At 68.7% G+C, this 14,986-nt stretch carries 14 protein-coding genes and 1 pseudogene; 7 read left to right on the plus strand and 8 right to left on the minus strand.

Features of this window, described 5'->3' with window-relative positions:
* Positions 1–74 precede the first annotated feature (74 nt).
* A complete protein-coding gene (locus tag OHA58_RS37730; protein WP_405484325.1) occupies positions 75–1,259 on the minus strand; it encodes a hypothetical protein in 1,185 nt (394 codons plus the stop codon).
* A 254-nt stretch (positions 1,260–1,513) separates the two neighbouring features.
* Between OHA58_RS37730 and OHA58_RS37735 the strand changes: the two genes are divergently transcribed.
* The 3 genes from OHA58_RS37735 (at position 1,514) to OHA58_RS37745 (ending at position 4,633) form a co-directional block, all read left to right on the plus strand.
* The gene (locus tag OHA58_RS37735) at positions 1,514–2,110 is read left to right on the plus strand and encodes an AAA family ATPase (protein ID WP_405484327.1); all 597 of its coding nucleotides are present in this window, start codon (positions 1,514–1,516) and stop codon (positions 2,108–2,110) included.
* Positions 2,111–2,216: 106 nt separating this feature from the next.
* Entirely contained in the window at positions 2,217–3,002 is a 786-nt protein-coding gene (locus OHA58_RS37740; RefSeq protein WP_405484329.1) for a cyclase family protein, read from the plus strand.
* A complete protein-coding gene (locus tag OHA58_RS37745; protein ID WP_405484331.1) occupies positions 2,999–4,633 on the plus strand; it encodes a thiamine pyrophosphate-binding protein in 1,635 nt (544 codons plus the stop codon). Before OHA58_RS37740 ends, OHA58_RS37745 begins: the two co-directional genes overlap by 4 nt.
* Before the next feature lie 340 nt (positions 4,634–4,973).
* On the opposite strand, the gene OHA58_RS37750 is transcribed toward OHA58_RS37745, so the two are convergent.
* On the minus strand, positions 4,974–5,987 hold the full coding sequence (locus OHA58_RS37750) for a purine-cytosine permease family protein (protein WP_405484333.1): 1,014 nt from the start codon (positions 5,985–5,987) through the stop codon (positions 4,974–4,976).
* A 167-nt stretch (positions 5,988–6,154) separates the two neighbouring features.
* On the opposite strand from OHA58_RS37750, the gene OHA58_RS37755 reads away from it, so the two are divergent.
* On the plus strand, positions 6,155–7,213 hold the full coding sequence (locus OHA58_RS37755; protein ID WP_405484335.1) for a VWA domain-containing protein: 1,059 nt from the start codon (positions 6,155–6,157) through the stop codon (positions 7,211–7,213).
* 57 nt (positions 7,214–7,270) lie between these two features.
* Positions 7,271–8,059, plus strand: a complete 789-nt coding sequence (locus tag OHA58_RS37760) for an SDR family oxidoreductase (protein ID WP_405484337.1) — start codon at positions 7,271–7,273, stop codon at positions 8,057–8,059.
* Positions 8,060–8,500: 441 nt separating this feature from the next.
* On the opposite strand, the gene OHA58_RS37765 is transcribed toward OHA58_RS37760, so the two are convergent.
* Positions 8,501–8,644 carry a hypothetical protein gene (locus OHA58_RS37765; RefSeq protein WP_405484339.1) on the minus strand — a complete coding sequence of 48 codons (144 nt, stop codon included), beginning with the start codon at positions 8,642–8,644 and terminating at the stop codon, positions 8,501–8,503.
* A gap of 397 nt (positions 8,645–9,041) precedes the next feature.
* Entirely contained in the window at positions 9,042–10,058 is a 1,017-nt protein-coding gene (locus OHA58_RS37770) for a DUF6528 family protein (RefSeq protein WP_405484341.1), read from the minus strand.
* Between the two features lie 259 nt (positions 10,059–10,317).
* Here OHA58_RS37770 and OHA58_RS37775 point away from each other — a divergent pair.
* Positions 10,318–10,500 (plus strand): annotated as a pseudogene (locus OHA58_RS37775) (helix-turn-helix domain-containing protein); the annotation flags it as partial.
* A 192-nt stretch (positions 10,501–10,692) separates the two neighbouring features.
* Here OHA58_RS37775 and OHA58_RS37780 read toward each other — a convergent pair.
* From OHA58_RS37780 to OHA58_RS37790, 3 genes are all read right to left on the minus strand, one after another.
* Positions 10,693–11,577 (minus strand): hypothetical protein, encoded by an 885-nt coding sequence (locus OHA58_RS37780; protein ID WP_405484343.1) that lies wholly within the window; start codon positions 11,575–11,577, stop codon positions 10,693–10,695.
* A gap of 270 nt (positions 11,578–11,847) precedes the next feature.
* Positions 11,848–12,138: a hypothetical protein gene (locus OHA58_RS37785; RefSeq protein ID WP_405484345.1), complete on the minus strand. Its 291-nt coding sequence runs from the start codon at positions 12,136–12,138 to the stop codon at positions 11,848–11,850.
* Positions 12,139–12,285: 147 nt separating this feature from the next.
* Positions 12,286–12,648, minus strand: coding sequence for a hypothetical protein (locus tag OHA58_RS37790; protein WP_405484347.1), 363 nt, complete (start codon positions 12,646–12,648; stop codon positions 12,286–12,288).
* Positions 12,649–12,808: 160 nt separating this feature from the next.
* Here OHA58_RS37790 and OHA58_RS37795 point away from each other — a divergent pair, with 160 nt between their 5' ends.
* Positions 12,809–14,032, plus strand: a complete 1,224-nt coding sequence (locus OHA58_RS37795; protein ID WP_405484349.1) for a serine hydrolase domain-containing protein — start codon at positions 12,809–12,811, stop codon at positions 14,030–14,032.
* A 288-nt stretch (positions 14,033–14,320) separates the two neighbouring features.
* Here OHA58_RS37795 and OHA58_RS37800 read toward each other — a convergent pair whose 3' ends face one another.
* Complete coding sequence (locus OHA58_RS37800; protein ID WP_405484351.1) at positions 14,321–14,848, minus strand: DUF1062 domain-containing protein; 528 nt, start codon at positions 14,846–14,848, stop codon at positions 14,321–14,323.
* Between the last annotated feature and the right edge of the window lie 138 nt (positions 14,849–14,986).

Raw genomic sequence — 14,986 nt, forward strand, 5'->3', positions numbered from 1 at the left:
ACCGGACAGCGCCCGGTGAAGGCCCGAGGTTGAGCCGCGCCGGACCCTCGACCGGCTTCAGGTGGTCGAGGAGGTCAGCCGCCCCGCTTGAGGCGTACGACGACGGGGGCGCCGAAAGGGTCGCCGGACTGGTTGACCTGGACGTGCCCGGCACCGATCCATTCGTCGGTGCCGGGCACGCGGTGGATCTCCTCGAGCCACAGGGACTGGTTCGATCCTTTGCGTGCGCCGGTGGACAGGGGGAGGCGGTGGCGCTTGATCTTCACGCAGGTGCCGTCGTCGGTGAGGTACCAATTACCGTCCAGGAACAGGCCCTTGTCGTCCTGACCGACCGGCGTGCGCAGAGCGCAACCGCCCGGCGCGGGCCGCTGCTCGACCCACTTGGAGCCGTCCCAGCGCAGCCGGAGGAACTGGTCCGCGGGTTCGTTGTCGACCTCGCCGTGGTTGAAGGTGTTGATGCCGTACGCGCGGATCTCACCGCTGTCGAGGGCGAAGACCTGGTTGAGGCCGGCGCCGGGTTCCGGCGGGACGGGGTCCTTGAAGTGGGCCTGCGGCGTGTCCACCGGTTTCCAGGACGTACCGTCCCAGTGCATCGAGGCGGGCTGGCTGTAGCCCTCCCCGGTGCCCAGTTCGGTGCCTGGCCCCGTTGAGCGGCTGCCGACCGCCCACGCGTCGGCCGGTCCAACGATCGCCAGGTCGGAGGTTCCGTAGGGCAGGCGGGTCGTGGTCCAGCGAGTGCCGTTCCAGTGCTGTGCGGTCTGCTTGGCGGCGTCGAGGGTCCAGATGTCGTCCGGGCCCGTGGCCTCGAAGTCACCGGCAGTGCCTGGCGGAGGGTTCGGCACCGACGCCCAGCGAGCGCCGTTCCACTGTGCCCAGCGATTCACGGCGGAGGCATCTTCAGCGGTCTGCGGCCGCAGCCACAACGTCTTCTCACCGACCTCTTCGAGGGAGGGCGGGTAGAGGCTGGTGCCGAGGGCTTCGGGCAGGGGTTCGCGCTTCCACTGCGTACCGTCGTAGTGCAGGAGTTGGGCATTGGACTCACCGTTGTTCTCGGTCGCGACCGCCCAGACGTCGTCCGTGGCCAGGGCCGCGATATCAGTGAGCCTTCCGCTGAAGTCCGCGATGTGCTCGAACTCCCAGGTGAGGGAGCCGGCAGAGGTCTTCGTCGGGGCGTCCTTGCCGCTGGAGTCCGCCGTGCCGCCGGCGCCCGTGGCGCATCCCGCGCCGGTGATCAGTGTGGCCAGCACGGCGACGGTCACCCTGCCCTTGCCCCTGCCCCTGCCCCTGCCTTTGCCTATGCCCTTGCCCCTGTGCCTGATGTCTGGCGCTCTGCGCATATCGCACCTCTCCTCGCTCACCCCGGAGCGGCTCTCCAGCAGGGGTCCTCCCACGCCGCGCGCATCTCCTCGCCCAGCCAGGACCTCTCGCGCCCGCCTGCCACCGGACGACGCTGGTGTCCCCTTCTCTCTCGTCCACCACGTGGGCGAGATCCACCTCTCGTGCGGCCAGAGTAATGACCCATTCCGCGTGGCCGCGTCTGTCGGTGGCGGCTACGGTTTTGCGCGTGAGTGTGGGAACTGAAGAGACCCGGCTGGTAGTGGTGCGCGGGAACTCGGCGTCCGGCAAGTCATCGGTGGCGGCCGGGATCCGGGACCGCTTAGGGCGGGGCCTGGCCCTGGTGGGGCAGGACAACCTTCGTCGGATCGTGCTGCGCGAGCGGGACGTGCCCGGCGGCGCCAACATCGGACTGATCGACACGGTCGCCCGCTATGCGCTCGATGCCGGTTACCACGTGGTGGTCGAGGGAATCCTGTATGCCGACCGCTACGGCGACATGGTCGCCGGCCTGGTCGGTGCCCATCGTGGTGTCTCCCGCTGCTACTACCTCGACATCTCGATCGAGGAGACGCTGGTGCGGCACGCGTCGAAGGCCGATCACGAGTATCTGGCGCAGGTCACTGAGCAGCACCTGCGCGACTGGTACCGGCAGCGGGACTTGCTCCCCGGCGGCTTGGAGTCGGTGATCGGTGCCGACAGCCTGCTCGATGCCACGGTCGAGCGCATCATGAACGAAACCGGCCTCGGGCACCTTCCTGCGTTGGACAGATAACAGACAGCTGCACTTGAGGCCTGTCGTACCTCTGGTGCCGCCCTCTGCAACGCCTGCGCCAGCACTATGATCGTCGCGGATCAGCCCCCATCTGCAGGAGGCCATGATGTCCCACCCCTCCGTCCTCGCCGCGCTGACGTCCGCGTTGCGCAGCGGCTCGATCGAAGTCGTCGACCTCACGGCGCCGTTGTCGTCGTCCACGCCGGTGCTCCAACTGCCCGCCCAGTTCGGCCAGACCGCGGTGTTCGAACTGGAGGAGATCAGCCGCTACGACGACCGGGGACCTGCCTGGTACTGGAACAACTTCCGCAGCGGCGAGCACACCGGTACGCACTTCGACGCACCCAATCACTGGATCACCGGGCAGGCACTCGCCGACGTGGCATCCGTGCCCGCACAGCAACTGATCGCCCCGGCAGCCGTGTTGGACTTCTCCGCCGAGGCGGCCGCGAACCACGACTTCCTGGTCGAGATCGACCACGTCAAGGCATGGGAAGCGAAGTACGGGCCACTGCCCGACGGAGGCTGGCTGCTGCTGCGCACAGGATGGGACGACCGCTCGCACGCTCAGCAGGAGTTCCTCAACGCCGATGAGAACGGCCCGCACACTCCAGGGCTCTCGGCGGAGTGCGCCCGCTGGGTCGCCGAGGAGTCGCCCGTGATCGGCCTCGGGGTCGAGACGGTGGGCACCGACGCCGGCCAGGCACCGGGCTTCGATCCGGCCTTCCCGTGCCATTCCTTCCTGATGGGCAGTGGCAAGTACGGCCTGACCCAGCTGCAGAACCTCGCCGCGCTGCCGCCGACCGGCGCCGTCGTCCTGACCGGACCGCTGCCCATCGTCACCGGATCCGGCGCCCCCGCCCGCGTACTCGCGCTGGTGGAGCACGTATGAAGGTCGCAGAAGCGGTCGGCCGGGCCCTGGCAGCGGCCGGCGTCGACCACGTCTTCGGCGTGGTCGGCTCGGGCAACTTCCATCTGACCAACGCCTTGGTCGCGGCCGGATCCCGCTTCGTTGCGGCCCGCCATGAAGGCGGGGCGGCCACCATGGCCGATGCCTATGCCCGCATGAGCGGCAAGGTGGCGGCGCTGTCGGTGCACCAGGGGTGCGGGCTGACCAATGCGCTCACCGGCATCGCCGAGGCAGCCAAGAGCCGCACCCCGCTGCTCGTCCTCGCGGCGGAGACCACTGAGACCACCTCGAACTTCTACGTCGACCAAGACGCGCTGGCGCACTCGGTGGGCGCGGTCAGCGCGCGGGTGACCTCGGCCGAGGACGCGGTCGAGCAGGCATGCGCCGCCGTGCGCCGGGCCCTGCACGAGCGCCGTACCGTACTGCTCAATCTCCCGCTGGAGATCCAGGCCCTGGACGCCACCGAAGGCACACCGGTCTCCCCACCTCCCGAACGGACCCCGGTCGAGCCCGAGTCGGACGTCGTCGCCGAACTGGTGCAGGCCCTCGAACGCGCGGAGCGCCCCGTCTTCGTCGCCGGCCGGGGAGCGCGCACGCCCCAGGGCCGCGACGCCCTGACCGCGCTGGCCGAGCGGCACGGCGCGCTCCTGGCCACCTCTGCCGTCGCCCGCGGGCTGTTCCACGACAACCCATGGTCGCTCGACGTGTCCGGCGGCTTCTCCTCGCCCCTGACCGCGGAACTGGTGCGGGGTGCGGATGTGATCGTGGGCTGGGGCTGCGCGCTGAACATGTGGACGATGCGGCACGGCCGGCTGATTGGCCCGGAGGCCACCGTCGTCCAGGTCGACGACGACCCCGCAGCCCTCGGCAGGCACCGCACCGTCCACCTCGGCATCACCGGCGATGTCGAACGCACCGCACGGCGCGCCCTCGACGCGAGCGGAGTGCGACGACCCGGCTACCGCACTCCCACCATCAGAGAGGCCATCGCCACACGCGTGCGGTGGCGGGACGTGTCCTACGAGGACGAGAGCAGCCATGAGCGCATCGACCCACGCACCCTGAGCATCGCGCTGGACGACCTGCTGCCCGCCGAGCGCGTGATCGGCGTGGACTCCGGGAACTTCATGGGCTACCCCTCCATGTTCCTGTCCGTGCCCGACCACAACAGCCTGTGCTTCACCCAGGCCTTCCAATCCATCGGATTGGGCCTTTCGACGGCGATCGGAGCGGCGCTGGCCCGGCCCGACCGGCTGCCCGTCGCCGCCCTCGGCGACGGCGGCGCGCTGATGAGTGCTGTCGAACTGGACACCGTCCGCCGCCTGGGCCTGCCGATGGTGGTCGTCGTCTACAACGACGACGCCTATGGGGCCGAGGTCCACCACTTCGGACCCGGCGAATTCCCCCTGGACACGGTCGTGTTCCCGCCCACCGACATCGCCGCCATCGCCCGGGGCTACGGCTTCGAAGCGGTCACCGTCCGAACCCTCGCTGACCTCGAACCCGTCCGGGACTGGGTCGCCGGGCCCCGCTCCACGCCCCTGCTCATCGATGCCAAGGTCACCGCAGAGCACGGGTCCTGGTGGCTGGAGGAGGCCTTCAAGGGCCATTGAGAGACGGCGAGAAGCCCCCTCACCTCGTGCCTTCCGGCAGCCGACCGGTCATCGAAAGGCCCGTCTCCGTCTCCGTCTCCGTCTCCCGATGAAGCTCGCCACCATGCGCACGGCCGGAACCACCGCTGCCGCACGCATCGCCGGCGACCATGCCGTCGAGACCGACAACCGAGACCTGGGCAGCCTTCTCGCCGACGACGGCTGGAAGGGGCTCGCCGCCGCAGCAGACAGCCGACAGCCGACGGCCCACGGCCACGGCCCAAGGCCCACGGCACGACATTGCGGCCGCTCGTCTACGGCGAGCGCGGCCTCGCCGCCCGCACCGCCGCCCGCATCGCCGCTACGAGCGCAAGGCCGAGGGCTTCCTGCGTTCGCGGCCGTTGCCGCCGCCCTCATCTGGCCACCGTCGCCTCGTCTGTGCGGACGGGCGGCAGCGGTCAGTGTGAGGCGGTTCCGACGCTGGTGACCCAGACGGGGAAGGGGACGACCTCTTGCCCGGCCGCGTTCTGTGCCGCGTTCCGCCCCTCATCCAGATTCGACCAGGTGATGACGCCCGGCTGACGGTCGGCGAGGAATCCCTCGATGACCAGTCCGAGATCACCGGAATGCACGTAGGAGCCGCCGAACGGCAACTCATTCGGGGGCACAGATCCAGTTGAGCACCCGAGCTGCCCGGCCTGTTCGTCGTGCCACACGTAGAACGTCGCCACCCCGTGAAAGCGAAGAGGAACAGCTTGCGGGGTGGGGTGTCGACGGGCATGTAGCGGGTGTAGTCGGCGGCGTACGAGGAGAAGCTCAGCGCCCGTGCGGCCTGGATGGCGACGACCAGGGCGAACGCGCCGACGAATCCGAGCGGGCCGGCCTTGCCGGGGTCGAAGCCGGATCCGAGGTTGCTCTCGGTGTACCCGTAGAGGGAGACACCGATGAAGAGCAGAGGCAGGACGAGGGCCATCACCTTCTGCACCAGGTGGATGAAGCCGTACCCGACGAGTGCGATCGCCACCTGGGCGACGGTGACGAGGGCGAAGGCCGGGCCGAATCCCGTACCGACCAGGGTCTGGACGGCGAAGGCTCCGAGGATCGAGTTGACCGCGAACCAGGCGCACGCCTTGAGGAAGACAAGGACGGCGGGGACCGCGGCGCCTCGCCGACCGAGCGGTAGGCGGGTCTGGACGAGTAGACCGACGCCCTTGGGCGGGCCGCACGTGGATGTGATCCCGATCGCCGCCGCGCCGACAGCGCTGACGAGCACGATCGCGACCAGGGCCTGCGCCCAGCCGAGGCCGAAGGAGGCGGTGGCGAGCATGCCGCTGGTGAGGCTGGAGGACTGGACGTTGGAGCTGAACCAGAGCATGAACGACGAACCCGGTCCCCTTCACGGTCGTCGGCGGGTATCGGTTCGGCGCCGCGGCCGGGCAGCGCACCTGATGCAAGCAGGTGATCGGGCGTCAAACGCCGTTGTCAGTGCCTCCACATAGAGTGAAAACATCACTTGGGGAGCCTCGGAGGGGGAGCAGAAACATGTCCGCAAACAAGATCAAGCACAAGGTGAATCACGTCGCGCTGGTCGTGGATTGTTCGGGTTCCATGCGTCCGCACCAGAATCAACTCATCCGCGTTGTGGACGAGTTCGTGGCCGGCCTGAAGGCCGAATCGGACAGCCTCGGACATGAGACCCGGATCAGTCTTTACTCCTTCGACCACCGGGTGGAGAATCTCGTCTGGGACATGGATGTGAAGCATCTGCCGTCCATGCGGGGTCTGTATCAGGTCAACAATGGGGCTACGGCCCTCATCGAGGCTTCCTTGAAGTCTCTGGACGACCTGGGCCACATCTGGGAGGAATACGGTGAGCACAGCTTTCTCCAGATCGTGGTGACGGACGGCGAGGAGAACGCCTCCGGCGGCGACAGGCGGCACGACGGCGACCCGGCCATCCTTGGCCCCTGGCTCGACAGGATCACGGCGACGATGGGCGGGCTTCCGGGGCACTGGACTTCCGCGATCCTCGTTCCGAACTCCCTGGCCAAGCGCACCGCGCAGAACTACGGGTTCCCGGCCGGAAACATCGCCATCTGGGATGCGGACTCCCAGAAGGGCGTCGAGGAGGCGATCGGCACGGTGCGCGCTGCCGCGACCAGCTTCCTCCGGGGCCGCGAGCAGGGGGTGCGTGGCACCAAGAACCTGTTCGCCGTCGGTCAGGACATATCGGTCGACGAGGTGCGGGCGAACCTCGAACCCGTTCCGGCCGACAAGTACCGGCTCCTGAAGGTCGACAAGGAAATCGAGATTCGCCCCTTCGTCGATTCGCATCCGGGAGTGACGTACGAACGTGGTGCGTGTTACTACCAGCTGGGCGCCCGGGCGCAGGTTCAGCAGAACAAGGAAGTCATCGTGGTCGAGAAGGACACCGACCGCGCCTATACGGGCGACGCGGCGCGCAGTCTTCTGTTCGGTACGGGTATCCAGGGGACAGTCTCCGTGAAGGCGGGGAACAATCCCAAGTTGGAGGTGTACGTGCAGAGTCGTTCGGTGAACAGGAAGCTCAAGCCGAATACGCGTCTGCTCATCATGCTCTGAGAGTAAAGAGCGGGCCGTCCGGGCTGAGTCGCGAAAATCCGAAACGGCCATAGATGAATGCTCCGAGCCGATCAACGGATCTCGGTATCCGCGGCCGTGTCGCAGGTCGCCGCCTCCACCGGCGGCCTGGGCCGGGCGGTCGCCGAAGCGCTGGCCGCCGAGGGCGCCTCGGTCGTAGTGGCCGGGCGACGCGGCGAGCTCGCCAAGGAGATCGCCGCCGAGTTGCCCGAAGCGGTCGCAGTGCAGGCCGACCTGTCCTCCCCGGGCGGGCCGCAGGCGCTGGTCGAGGCGGCCCGCGAAGCCTATGGCGACCCGGACATCCTGATCCTCAACGGACCCGGCCCCCGGCCAGGCACTGCCGCAGACTTGGACACCGGCGACCTCGCCTCGGCCGTGGACTTGCTGCTGCCGGCCCAACAGCGGCTGGTGGCACTGACCTTGCCCGCGATGCGGCGCCGAGGCTGGGGCCGCATCCTGGCGATCGGCTCCAGCGGGATCGCCGCGCCACTGCCCGGGCTCGCCCTCTCCAACGCCGGACGGGCCGCCCTGGCCGCGTACCTGAAGACCCTCGCCACCGAGGTGGCGGCGGACGGAGTCACCGTCAACCTGCTGCTGCCCGGGCGGATCGCCACCGACCGGGTGGCGGCGCTGGACGCCGCACGGGCCGAACGCGAGCAGCGCCTCGTCGCCGAGGTCGAGGCCGCCTCCAAGGCCACGATCCCCGCGGGCCGGTACGGCACCCCCGCAGAGTTCGGAGCGTCCGCCGCCTTCCTGTGCGGCGCCCCTGCTTCGTACATCACCGGGACCGCGCTGCGCTGCGACGGCGGCCTGGTCCGCAGCCTGTGAACCGATACGCAGAGCCTTGACCGCTCTCGGCTTCCTGGCATTTCTACCTCAAGTTCGCTCTGTGCTCGGCGAGTTACCTCGGCAGCGGGTTCTGTTCACGAGAACAGGTTCTGGCTCAACTTTGTGGTGCGGTCACCTCGCGTGAGTGGCTGAGTGGCTGAGTGGCTGAGTGGGCCAGGCGCCAACACGGCTCGCGCGGTGGCATGTTGACGACGTGACGCACAGTGGCCCAGGTCCTGGGCGGGCCGACGGGAATGCCGGTCGGCCGGGGCCGCCGGGCGCCCCGCCGGCGGGAAGGCCGAACCGGGCTGCGGCCCCGCGCGGTTCCACCCCCTGGGGGACCCTCGATGTCGGCATCGTGTGCCGATGAGCAGCTCGGCCGCAGACGGTGACGGCCCGGCCCCGCGAGGCGGAACCGGGCCGACCGGAACGGGTAGTGCCTCAGAAGACTTCGTACGCTCGGACCATGCTCTGGCTCACCTTCGCCCCGTGACCGTCGGCCAGGGTGACGCGCAGGTGCACGAACGTGCCCGACGGGGCGGTGCCGGGCAGCGTCTCCCGCCACGTGTCGTGGGAACGCGTCACGCGCGCCGTGTGCCAGTCGGTGATCGCGTCGGTCGTGGTCCCGATGCCGTACGTGTACTCCAGGCGGTCGAGGACCGGGACCAGGCTGCGCGGAGTTCACCCGCGGACAGAACCCCCGAACTGTTGTGCCTGCAGTGTCGCAGGTCGGCCCGTGCACAGACCGACTGGTGTTCGATGGTTCTCTTCTTCAGAGGTTCGGCGCCTGGGTGGGTTCTGGCTGAACCACCGTTCCAAGACGGGAGGTTAGCGAGCCCGCTCTGTCCGTCGCGGTCGGCAGTTTCGTACATCCATCGTCCGGTGCCGGAACGGTCCTTGGGTGATGCGGGCTTCAGATCGCGTCTTTCCGCATCTCCGGCATGGCAGTCTCGGATCCGCTGGTCCTCCGATGCAGACAGAATCATGAGAGGACGTGGGACCAGAAGCGGGCCTTGTAGAACTTGGCGCCGGTTCGGACCGAATCGGCCCGGCCGGAGAAGCTGACCGTGTCGTTCCACCAGGTCGCCGCGTTGGGGGCGTCAACCCAGAATTCCGTCCCGTCGGGGAGCCTGCTGAAGGACTTCGTGAAGTACCAGTCGTGCAGCCTGGCCGGAGAGGCGAAGCTCCACGTATCGGTGACGGTGTTGTATACGAGACGGGTCTTCCATATCCCGTGGTCGGGGTTACCGGCATCTCCACCCACGGTGTACAGGATGTCGGTGGAGGCGTAGTCGGGCTGCAGGTCATGCCCGGTGCCGCTGAAGGCCAGCGTCGCTACGTTCGAGAGACCGGTGATGATGCCGCTGCTGTTCGTCACCAGGCGGTAGGCGCGCAGCTCGTTGTCGCCGATTGCCAACAGGCATTCGTTGGAGTCGTCCCACAGGACGCCGTGGGCACCGGGGAAGCCAGTGCTGATGCTGTCCGCGAACGAGGTCGGCGGCAGACCGCCGTGTGTGCTGGGTACGAAGAGGTTGATGCCGCCACCATCCTCGTAACTGTCGCCGGTGGCCCTCTGCTTGGCGGAGGCGGTGACGATCGCACCGTGTCCGTCGATCCGCTCCACCGAGTGAGGATTGCCCGGTACGACCGCCGTCCAGACGACTGCCTTGTCGCTCTCCCGGACCATGGCGGCGCGTCCACCCGTACTCGCTGTGCCGTTCGCGCAGCAGACCAGGACGTCGTCCCAGTTGGCCGTGAGGCGGCGCTTGGCGTCGGCCAGATACTTCCAGGTGTCTGTGCTCGGCGCGCTCCAGTACCACTCGGGGGAGCTGTTCCAGTCGGTCGTGCCGTTGCTGAAGCGCTGGATCTGGTTGGCGGCCTGTTCGACGACCACGATCAGGTAGTCCGTAGCGGCGGCCGCTGACCGCACGTTGGCCGCGCCGACTGCCGCCGCCACTCCGGTGGTCACCACTGCCCGCAACAGCGATCTCCGCTTCAACTTCCGCCCCTTCGGCCGCCCCGTGAGAGAAGCGATCAACCTCGCATGGTGCAATCGGGGGCAACAGCCTTCCTTTGATGGGTATTTGGGCAGGAGGTTGCGGCCGGTACGCATTCCCTCGCAGGCGCGGATCGACCATGGAGAGGGCTTCGTCGGCAAGCATCCCCATCCCGGGACAACCTGCCACGGCAATCAAGACACCGCCTCAGCCCGCTGCATCTAGTATCAGCGCGTGATTCCTGGGGGAAGGCTGGCAAGTGTGAGTGAGGAGTTGGCGGGGCGGCTGCTGCAGCTGCGTGACATAACCGGACGGAGCCTGCGCGAGCTCGCCCGCGACGTCCACGTCAGCAGTTCCTCGCTGTCTCGCTACTTCTCCGGACAGGCTGTTCCGCCCTGGCCGACGGTCGTGGCGCTCTGCAAAGCAGCCGGTCAAGACCCCAGGACACTGCGCGAGGTGTGGGAGCGGGCCAAGGACGGACCCCGGACCAGCACGGCTGCCCCGGCGCCGGTGCGCAATGACCTGCCGCACGACATCACCGCTTTCACCGGGCGCCAGGCGGAGTTGGACGCTCTCCTCGGCGCCGCGCGAAACACGTCGGTGGTGGCTATCGATGGCATGGGCGGGGTGGGCAAGTCAGCGTTGGCCGTACACGCCGGGCATCGGCTGACGGCCGACTTCCCCGGTGGTCAGCTCTATGTGGACCTGCACGGGTTCACTCCGGGCCGGGAGCCGGTCGGGCCGGCGGAGGCGCTGCGTGTGCTGTTGGTCGCGCTCGGGTTGCCGCCCGGCAGGATTCCTGACGGGGTCGCCGAGCGGGCCGCGCTGTGGCGGTCGGAGCTGGCGACGCGGCACGCGATCGTGCTGCTGGACAACGCCGCTGACGCCGATCACGTGCGTGATCTGCTCCCCGGCGCCGGCCGGAGCTTCGTCGTGATCACCAGCCGTCGGCGGATGGTGCAGCTGGACGGCGTCCTGCCGATCACGCTGGACGTCCTGCCGACCGAGGAGGCGGCGGCGCTGTTCGTCGAATCCGCGGGCGGGACTCGTCCTGGTGATGCCGGGGAGGTGCTGCGCCGTTGCGGGAACCTGCCGCTGGCCGTCCGGGTGGCCGCAGCGCGGCTGCGGCACCGGCCCGCGTGGACGCTCGACACCCTCGTGGAAAGGCTGCGCGAGGGCGAGTTGGCAGTGTCGGAGGTGTTCGAGATGTCGCTGCGGCAGCTCGACCCGGCCCAGCGCCGCATGTTCCGGCTGCTGGGCCGGGCTTCGGGGACCGACATCTGCGTGTACGGCGCCGCCGCGCTGGCCGGCATCCCGTGGAGCAACGCCCTTGGATTGCTGGAGGAGTTGGTCGACGCCCATCTGATCCAGGAGCCGACCGCGAACCGCTACTGGCTCCACGACCTGCTGCGGCAGGCGGCTCGTGCGGACGACGCCGAGCCCGACGACGCGGGGGCGATCGCCAGGCTGGCCGATTACTACCTGAGCGGCGTGCTCGCGGCGGACCGGGCGCTCCTGCACGAGACCGCACCGCTGCCGCTCACGATCACCCACCCGCCCGAACTCGTCCCCGAGACGGACAGCGCGACAGACGCGCTCGCCTGGCTGGATCGCGAATGGCCCAACATCGAGGCAGTGTTCGCCCAGGCCACCGAGCTGCGACTGGACACCTCCGTGATCGGGCTCGCGCAGGTCGCGGACGTCTACTTCATGCGGCGCGGTGGTCTCGACCGGTGGGAGCACATGATCGATACCGCTCTGTCCGAAGCGGAACGCCTGAGTGACCGCCGGTCACTGATCTGGTTGCGGTTCCACCGCGGCGTGGCCCGGCAGCGCGGCGGCCGGCCGGCGGAAGCCCTGCCGGAGTTCGAGGCGGTGCGGGCGTTGCTGGCGGAAGGCTGCGATCTGCATATCGAGTTCGAAGTGCTGCAGCAACTGGCGGAGCTGCGCATGAAGGAAGGTGACTACGACGGCGCCATCGGGCTGTCGCGCCAGTCGTCCGTGATCGTTCCGGAGGATGCGGACTTCGACGTCTACCGGATGCTGGCGAAGGCGCGCGTGGGCCTGGTGCTGGTCCGGCACGGACGCTATGAGCAGGCACGGGAGGTCGTCCTGTCGGTGATCGGGATCGCGCGAGCGCGCGGCGACCTGCAACTCGAACGCATGTGGCTGGACCAGCTGGCCGGTGCCCCGCTCGGGCTCGGCGACGTCCAGGGCGCGCTGGAACTGTCACAGCAGGCGGTGGCGCACAGCCGGGCGACCGGTCACCAGCCCGTCCGGTGGGAGGGCGACGGGACGCTCGGCGCGCCCGTCGCCGCGGTCGCCGAGCTCCTGCTCGCCGTGGCCGAGGGGCGGGTGGGCGATGACAACCTCCTGCTGCTGGCCCGCGCTTCGGCGGCTCGGCAGGGGGCGATGACCGTCGTGGCCGGGTCCGGTGCCGGCGCCTACCACGCCGAGTACGCCGGGCCGGTGGAGCCGCTGGAGATCCAGGTGGACCGGGACCGGTCCAGGGTGGCCGTGCAGAACTGGTACGCCGGGGTGCACGCCGTCACCGCCTGTCCCGCAGGCACCCGGGTGACCCATCGTGTCCACCGGATCCTTCCCGGCCACCCGGGATTCGCCGCCGGGATCGCCGAGATCGGGCTTCGGGTCCGCATGGCACGCGATCTGCGGCAGGTGCTGGATGTGATCGCCGACCGGCTCGGCTGCTGGTCATCCGCTCTCTCATTCTCAGTCAAAGGAGCACACCACCATGTCCAACAGCGGCTTCTCCAAGGCAGGGCTGCACAGGGTGCGCGACGTGCTGTCACGGCATGTCGACTCAGGGAAGATTCCCGGGGTGGTCGCCCTCTTCAGCAAGGGCGACGAGACGCATGTCGAAACGATCGGGACGATGCGCCACGACGGCGGCGCACCGATGCGCCGCGACACGATCTTCCGTATGGCTTCGACGTCCAAGCCCGTCTCGATCGCGGCGGCGATGGTCCTGCTCGACGAGTGCAGGCTCCGCCTCGACGACCCGGTGGAGCGCTGGCTGCCGGAACTGGCCGACCGCCAGGTACTGAAACGGCTGGACGGCCCGCTGGACGAGACAGTGCCGGCGCGGCGGCCGATCACCGTACGGGACGTGCTGACCTCCACGTTCGGGCTCGGCATGGATATGACGGTGATCGGCACTCCGATCATGAACGCGGTCTTCGAGCAGGGGATCACCCCCAATCTGCCGACGCCGATGCCCGAACAGGACGAGTGGATGCGCCGTCTCGGCACGCTTCCGCTGATGCACCAGCCCGGAGAGCGCTGGCAGTACCAGATCAGCAGCGACCTGGTCGGCGTGCTCGTCTCCAGGGTCACGGGCCAGTCGTTCGAGTCGTTCCTGCGCGAGCGGATCTTCGAGCCGCTGGGCATGAAGGACACCGGCTTCCATGTGCCGGCCGACCAACTCCACCGGCTGCCGCCGTTGTACGCCCCCGACCCGGGGACCGGCGAGTTCCAGGTGTGGGACGAGGCCGAGACGGGACGCCACAGCACGCCGCCGGCGTTCCAGGGCGGCGGCGGTGGACTGAACTCCACCGCCGACGACTACCACGCCTACTTCCGGATGCTGCTCAATCACGGGATGCACGAGGGAGAACGGATCCTGTCCCGGGCCGCCGTCGAGCTGATGACCACCAACCGCCTCTCGCCCGAACAGCAGGCCGCCCGGCACAAGTTGGCCGTCGACAACGTCCATGTGTCCCACGGTCAGGGCCAGCACGGCGGCTGGGGCTTCGGGATGGCGGTGCGTACCTACCGCGGTGACTACGCGCCCATCGGCCAGTTCGGCTGGGACGGCGGAAGCGGCACCTCGACCTACGCCGACCCGGACAACCAGCTCACCGGAATCCTGCTCACCCAGGTCGGGGCGTCCGTCCCGGATCCGGTGCATCTCATGCTCGACTTCTGGACCACGCTCTACCAGGCGATCGACGACTAACGCAGAGCCCACCCACCGAGGCGGACCACCATCGCATGCCCCTACTGAGAGGTCCTAGCAGGGGCACACCGTGCCGCGGCCTGGCCGCGATGTCTTCATGGACAGAGTGTCCGAGCCCCACGCCCCGGCGCCGGCTCTTCGGCTGACTGGCGGTGCGCACCCGGTGCGCTGTGCGCATGGACTCATCTCTGAGGGGTCCCTCCGCCGTCAGGTGACGTGGCGGAGGACCAGCTCAACCAGGGCCTGCCCGGCGCATCTTGCCGGACAGGCCCTGGTCCTGAGGAGGGCTCAGCGTTTGAGCGTGAAGGTGAAGTCGCCGGAGAGCTTGCTGCTCAGCCGGACGGCCGAAACGAGCTTCCCCTCCGCGATCAGTCTCTCGACCTCGGCTCGCGAAATACCGCAACCTTCAGCGATCAGTCGCACCGGCCGGACAGGGACCCGCGCTGCAAAGCGGACCGAGACGTCGATCACCTCGCGGTCCAGGTGATCCGATCCGCCGGTGTCGAGGCGCCAGGCGTTGTCCCAGTCGAGGGCAATGCGATTACGGCGCCGTACGGCCGGATCCTGGAGCAACTCAGCTGCCAGGCCAGGGTCGTTGTCGTGCAGCCGGTCCAACAGCTCAGGCCGTACGGAGCGCACATTCATCCGCTCCAGGACCGAGAGCTTCGTCGTTTCCCCGCAACCGGTGCAGAGCACGAGGAGCCAGGCGTCGAGGAGCTTGTGGTTTGCGTTGACGCGGAATTTTCCGTCTGCCCGGAAGCGCTCGGACGCGCACGTGTGGCAACGACGGAGAACGAGCGGCAGGCGGGTGGGCATGACAACCCAGGTATTGAGCACAGAAGTACACCGGTTTCAGTGAGAAGTCCGCAGCAAAAGGCAGCGCGGCGCAATAAGCACGACGCGCGACGAATCAGCACTCGGGAGGTCTCACACGGTGTACAACGGGACGTCCTT

It is taken from the genome of Streptomyces sp. NBC_00009 (assembly GCF_045040855.1).
Lineage (GTDB): Bacteria > Actinomycetota > Actinomycetes > Streptomycetales > Streptomycetaceae > Streptomyces > Streptomyces aureus.

What these genes read in the sequence shown, in the direction of transcription:
- OHA58_RS37735 (WP_405484327.1), top strand. Translation starts at nt 1,514, where the DNA reads ATGACCCATTCCGCGTGGCCGCGTCTGTCGGTGGCGGCTACGGTTTTG.
- OHA58_RS37740 (WP_405484329.1), top strand. Translation starts at nt 2,217, where the DNA reads ATGTCCCACCCCTCCGTCCTCGCCGCGCTGACGTCCGCGTTGCGCAGC.
- OHA58_RS37745 (WP_405484331.1), top strand. Translation starts at nt 2,999, where the DNA reads ATGAAGGTCGCAGAAGCGGTCGGCCGGGCCCTGGCAGCGGCCGGCGTC.
- OHA58_RS37750 (WP_405484333.1), bottom strand. Translation starts at nt 5,987, where the DNA reads ATGCTCTGGTTCAGCTCCAACGTCCAGTCCTCCAGCCTCACCAGCGGC.
- OHA58_RS37755 (WP_405484335.1), top strand. Translation starts at nt 6,155, where the DNA reads ATGTCCGCAAACAAGATCAAGCACAAGGTGAATCACGTCGCGCTGGTC.
- OHA58_RS37760 (WP_405484337.1), top strand. Translation starts at nt 7,271, where the DNA reads ATGCTCCGAGCCGATCAACGGATCTCGGTATCCGCGGCCGTGTCGCAG.
- OHA58_RS37795 (WP_405484349.1), top strand. Translation starts at nt 12,809, where the DNA reads ATGTCCAACAGCGGCTTCTCCAAGGCAGGGCTGCACAGGGTGCGCGAC.
- OHA58_RS37800 (WP_405484351.1), bottom strand. Translation starts at nt 14,848, where the DNA reads ATGCCCACCCGCCTGCCGCTCGTTCTCCGTCGTTGCCACACGTGCGCG.